Raw genomic sequence first — 5,143 nt, forward strand, 5'->3', positions numbered from 1 at the left:
AATATCGGTGATACATATTTCTTCGCATATATGCAGGGATTCCTTTTAATGTAAGTTAAGCCATAGATAACTGCCCGTTACTTGAATGAACAAATAGAGGAACTGCAGAGATGCAAGCTCCTCCACTAAATTTTTCCGTAAGCTAAACTCCGATAACTATTCCAAATTTAATTTCCCATCGAACTTTTTAAAATCATTAAATACTCTTTGATAATGTCTTGCAAAAAGCTCACTAGAAGCTTCTGGTAAATTGTCAAATGGGTAAAATTCAGCTTCTACACTTTCGTTTGTCTCTTTTTAAGAGTACCCGACCACTTATCCACCCGAAATAAATATTCAATTACGTGATGCTCGTTTTCCCAACGGTCMGTGAATGCTTGTGTTGTGGGAGAAGAATAAATAGTAAAAGGGAGATACTTCGATACGGTCTGCACCGAATCCGGAAAGAACCACAGCGGCACCAAAACTGCCGGACAGCACGCGGACGATCGCATCTTTCACCATGCCCATATTGCCTAGCTCCATCACCCAAAAGGCGATTAGTCCCACGAACGCACTAAGCAACCATAAGATGGCGTAACTGAGAAGGGTACTGGGGATAAACAACAGAAGCCCCGTCACGGACTCTGGCAGAGGTACACCGAAAAACAGCGAGGAGAACAGGAAGAGCGGCAGAACTCGGTTGACAAGTACGCTGAGCATGCTGCCAAGGTCATCGGCCAAGTAACTGGTCAGAAGAGGGATCGGACGGTAGAAATCCGTCACGATCTGGCCTTCGCGAATCTTGGAGTAAATCGTATCCTGAACGCCGCATGCAAAGATGGAGGTTAGCATAATAGATATGACCGTATACGTGATCAGGTCCTGCAACTCCAACGTGTTCGATTGGACGATTCCGCCACCGTATGCAGCCTTCCATAGAAAGACCGAGGTAATCAATATGATCAGGTTCGTCCCAATCGATGCGAATACCTCAAATCGATAAGCTAGGATCGTTAGTATTCGCATTTTGGTAATGTACAGGTAAGCATGTACCATTCGGCGTCACCTCATCACAAAATCAAATTCTTTAAAGTTATCATAAATTTCAAAAATTACACTAAAGCGTGCTTCTCCACCGGGAGTGAGACTTCGGTTCTAGCATATAGCTGCCTCATGATATCTTCCATTTTTGGCTCCTGGACGGTTAGATTRTGGATATCCAGTACATCAGAAAGCTTCCGCACCATGACCGCGACTTCGGCATCGTCATCAATTTTGAACCAGAGCCGGTTGCCTTCCGAACGTTCTACTCTCGGCCCCTTCCAACCGATCTCATTCCAATTGGACGTTTCAACAATCAAATACCGATGTTCGCCGAATCGATTGACCATTTCAACCGAGCTTCCGTCAAACAATACTTTACCTTTATCGATAAAAATAACCCGTTTGCACAGTTTCTCAACATCATCAAGATTGTGCGTGGTCAGGATAATCGTAAGTTTCTTCTCCACGTTTACTTTTTTCAAAAAATCCTGTATGCGTTCCTTCGCCATCAAATCAAGCCCAATCGTCGGTTCGTCCAAAAATAGTAGTTTCGGATCGTGAAGCAGGGAGGCCGCGATATCTCCTCGCATTCTTTGCCCTAGACTCAACTGCCTGACCGGTGTTTGGAGAAAGTTTTCCATGCCCAAAATCTCGGTGAACATATCCAGGTTATACTTCCATCTCTCCTTGGGTATGTTGTAAATCGATCCGAGTAACTTAAACGATTCGATCAGAGGCAAGTCCCACCACAACTGGGTTCTTTGCCCGAACACAACCCCGATTTGCTGGGCATGCCTCTTCCGATGTTTATGCGGCTCGAGTCCCATCACGTTGACGGTTCCTGAAGTTGGCACCAAGATGCCGGAGAGCATTTTGATCGTAGTCGATTTGCCAGCGCCATTCGGCCCCAAGTAACCAACAAACTCCCCTTCTTGTATACTAAAATTTATGTGGTCAACCACTCGGGTTACAGTTCCGCTTCGCTCGAACAATGATTTAAGCAGGTGGAACGATCTTGTTTTTTTTCCGTACATTTTAAACTCTCTTACCAGATTCTTGACTTCAATTGTATTCATTACGATCCCGCTCCTTTATAGGCATTAATTCCGCGGTTCCAAAACTTATACGTAACCCATGCCATGAAAATAGCCACTACCGGTGGCGCATATACCATATACGGTGAAAAGGGCACCTCCGCCTCCTTGCCGAAAAACATGGAGGAAGGATAGAAGCTGATGAAAGCAATCGGCAAAACGAACGTTAGAATCAACTGGATTCCCTTATTGTATATCGTTAAAGGAAACTGGTTGAACTGGAATACGAACGGATTAATAATCGTACGTGCGCCGTCCGCCTGCAGAGACCAAAATGCGATACAACCGACTAGCGTGTAGATCGACCATTGAATTGTTGCCCCACTGACCATGACTATCAATAAATAAACCAGATATAATATGTTCCAATCGGTGACATGAGGGGCGGAGTACGATAGTCCGATAATTCCGGAAAGCAGATCGCCGAAGCCCGCAAACGTCAAGTAATAAGTGGAGTATTGGAACAAAGGGTTGAGCGGCCTGACCAAAAAGCGGTCAAACTCTCCTCGCCTAATAACCCCTTCTATCCGGCGAATTTGCTGAAAAGTGAGAATAAAGAACGCATGCGTCACCTGAAAGATCGATGACAGAAACACGAGCTCATAAAAATCCCAGCCTGCCACTGATGGAACTTTGCGGGTGAGAACCCAGATTAACACGAAATTGACGAGACCGACGACGGCCACTCCGAACACTCCAGTCAAGAAATTGAAGGGGTACATAATGGAAGATTTCAGATTGGCCCACTGCAGCAAAAAATATAATTTGATGTGCCTAACCATTGCTTAGCCTCCTGTCGTAATCAATAACCGTTCCATTAATTTCAGCGAATAATGAGCCAATGCAAGCAACAGCACAGCCCAGACGAGCTGAAAAAGAAGTCCGTTTAGCAGTTCAACCCCGGAAATTTTGCCAATAAAAATCGATAAAGGAATATGAAACATACCGCGAAAAGGAAGCCAATTAATAACCTGCAGCAAGCCTTCCGGAAACAGCCAAAGAGGTATGAATGATCCTGAACAAAACTGGACGACCGTATTGAGCACATACTGAAACCCCCAAATTTGCGTAAAAAGAAACGCGAGCAGGCCTAGCATAAAGGCAATTGCATACGAGATCAGATAAGCAAACAAGCAGCTCAACATAAAAATCAAGGATTGCCAGCCCGTTGGAAAGCTCAGCTGAAACAGAATAGCCGCAAAAATCAACAAAGGCAGTACGACAAAGATGATTCCGGATATTGATTCACCTATCGATTTGGCCAAATGGTAGTACAGGAAATTCCAAGGTTTCTGGAAATCAGAAGCAACGTCCCCGCTGCCGACCCGTGAAGAAATTTCATTCGATACAGATGAGGCTAGCACCATTTGAAGCAGAACGGATATTATCGTATAGGTGGCCATGCTTTGCAACGAAACACCCGAACTTTCCGCGAGAACAGACTGGCTGTTGTAGATCGCTACCCATGTTTCGCGCAAAGCAATGACCAAAATCAGGGTGCCTATTACTTTTAGCGCGATGTCCATCTTGTAGACCTGGCGATTTTTCATCGTCGTGATTAACGTTGCCGCATATTTGCGCATTCGTACTCCTCCATTTTTTGCAGCAATATAGCACACACTTTAGTGGAAAATGGCTATAAAAAGAAGATCCTGGTGGAAGATTGCCGCTAGTTCCTTTTAATGAGTTAATAAATTGGAAGGATTTTCATCCTCACAACATAGCACTCTATTGCTAATCAGTAAATAAGCATTATGGCCAATAATGTGTGTATTTTGGACATTGGCCATTAGGCATATCGGGTCTTGTTCCACGCCATTAAACAAGACTTCCGCAGCTTTATCTGCTATGCTTTCCCAAGCTCGAAATAAGCTTAGAGCAAGCGCAGCAGTTAAGTCATTTAAAAACTCCCCTCTGAACGACAATTAATAATCAAGTTTTCACACCMTACTCGTTTTTTTCTAATACACGCTCTAAAAGCGACAAAAAAAGATGCTTTGGTTATTTTCGACATGGTTATTACGGCTACTACTCCCCTGTCCGGTTCCACTCCTMTGAGTACGAGGAGCTACGAGTACTCATGACTAACCGAGAAACAGTCGTTAAACGACTTGTAAGTACCGTTAACTAGATCCACCGCTKGGTCGACATTGTCTTCCCTGAACTGAGACAAGTCTTTAAGATCTTAACTTGCAAGGGTGCATTGTTGACCCTTCGGCTTTTTCCGCTCCCGGCTGCGCTATGTAATCCTGACGATGTCATTAAAGGATGGCAGAAAAACTGTTGGTTGCAAGCAGGCATCACATGCTTACAAACTCCATCTAGAACAGCTCCTTGAGGAGCATGACGTATCAAATAAACAACTGCAGAGGATTGAAAAAGAAGCCAAAGACGTTGTTGAACCTATCCCCTATCAGGCAAAATCCTTGCCATTACGGGAATAAGTGCAATTGCTCTAGCTGGTGTTTTAGGAGAGTCTGGAGATCTTAAAGGTTTTGAGCATGGGAACGCTCTACTCCGTCACGCAGGCCTCAATGTGAACGAAGCAAGCTCGGGTAAATGGAAGGGACAACTGAAGCACAGTAAACGAGGCCGTCCACGCCTGCGACACTTTCTCTATTTAATTACGATGTGCATGGTCACGAGTAACCAAGAATTTAAGGCTCTACATCAACATAATGTCCAGATTAAAAAGCTTAAAAAAATGAAATCTATCATGAGGATATATGAAAAGCTGACTCGACTATTAGTAKGTCTGACACGTAGTGAAGAAGGATACAACCCAAAGAAAGTCTTCGCATTAGCAGCTTAAAAAACTATGCATTACTAACGCAAGTGGAGTATTTGGAACGAATTGGGTAATTCAATCGCACCACTGTGCGTTACGTGAATGAACAAAAAAAGAGCTGCCGCCAGGCAAGCTCCTACACTATAGTTCCCAGTTAACTTAGTATTCAAATTTCAATAACAATACTTTACGTTTGAACTCCTCATACTAATGCCAGCACATAAGTAAATATCTC

At 43.9% G+C, this 5,143-nt stretch carries 4 protein-coding genes and 1 pseudogene; 1 reads left to right on the forward strand and 4 read right to left on the reverse strand.

Features of this window, described 5'->3' with window-relative positions; translation table 11 throughout:
- Nucleotides 1-336: 336 nt before the first annotated feature.
- Genes AC1DLM_RS34665 through AC1DLM_RS34680 form a run of 4 tightly spaced genes read right to left on the reverse strand, consistent with a single transcriptional unit; the run spans nucleotide 337 to nucleotide 3,703 of the window.
- On the reverse strand, nucleotides 337-1,038 hold the full coding sequence (locus tag AC1DLM_RS34665) for an ABC transporter permease (RefSeq protein WP_477572529.1): 702 nt from the start codon (nucleotides 1,036-1,038) through the stop codon (nucleotides 337-339).
- A gap of 56 nt (nucleotides 1,039-1,094) precedes the next feature.
- Nucleotides 1,095-2,102: an ABC transporter ATP-binding protein gene (locus tag AC1DLM_RS34670; RefSeq protein ID WP_477572530.1), complete on the reverse strand. Its 1,008-nt coding sequence runs from the start codon at nucleotides 2,100-2,102 to the stop codon at nucleotides 1,095-1,097.
- Nucleotides 2,102-2,902: an ABC transporter permease gene (locus tag AC1DLM_RS34675; protein ID WP_477572531.1), complete on the reverse strand. Its 801-nt coding sequence runs from the start codon at nucleotides 2,900-2,902 to the stop codon at nucleotides 2,102-2,104. Before AC1DLM_RS34675 ends, AC1DLM_RS34670 begins: the two co-directional genes overlap by 1 nt.
- A gap of 3 nt (nucleotides 2,903-2,905) precedes the next feature.
- On the reverse strand, nucleotides 2,906-3,703 hold the full coding sequence (locus AC1DLM_RS34680; RefSeq protein ID WP_477572532.1) for an ABC transporter permease: 798 nt from the start codon (nucleotides 3,701-3,703) through the stop codon (nucleotides 2,906-2,908).
- 380 nt (nucleotides 3,704-4,083) lie between these two features.
- Here AC1DLM_RS34680 and AC1DLM_RS34685 point away from each other — a divergent pair.
- A pseudogene (locus AC1DLM_RS34685) lies at nucleotides 4,084-4,932 on the forward strand (transposase); the annotation flags it as partial.
- Nucleotides 4,933-5,143: the final 211 nt, after the last annotated feature.

The sequence above is a fragment of the Paenibacillus sp. 01T442 genome (assembly GCF_056398345.1).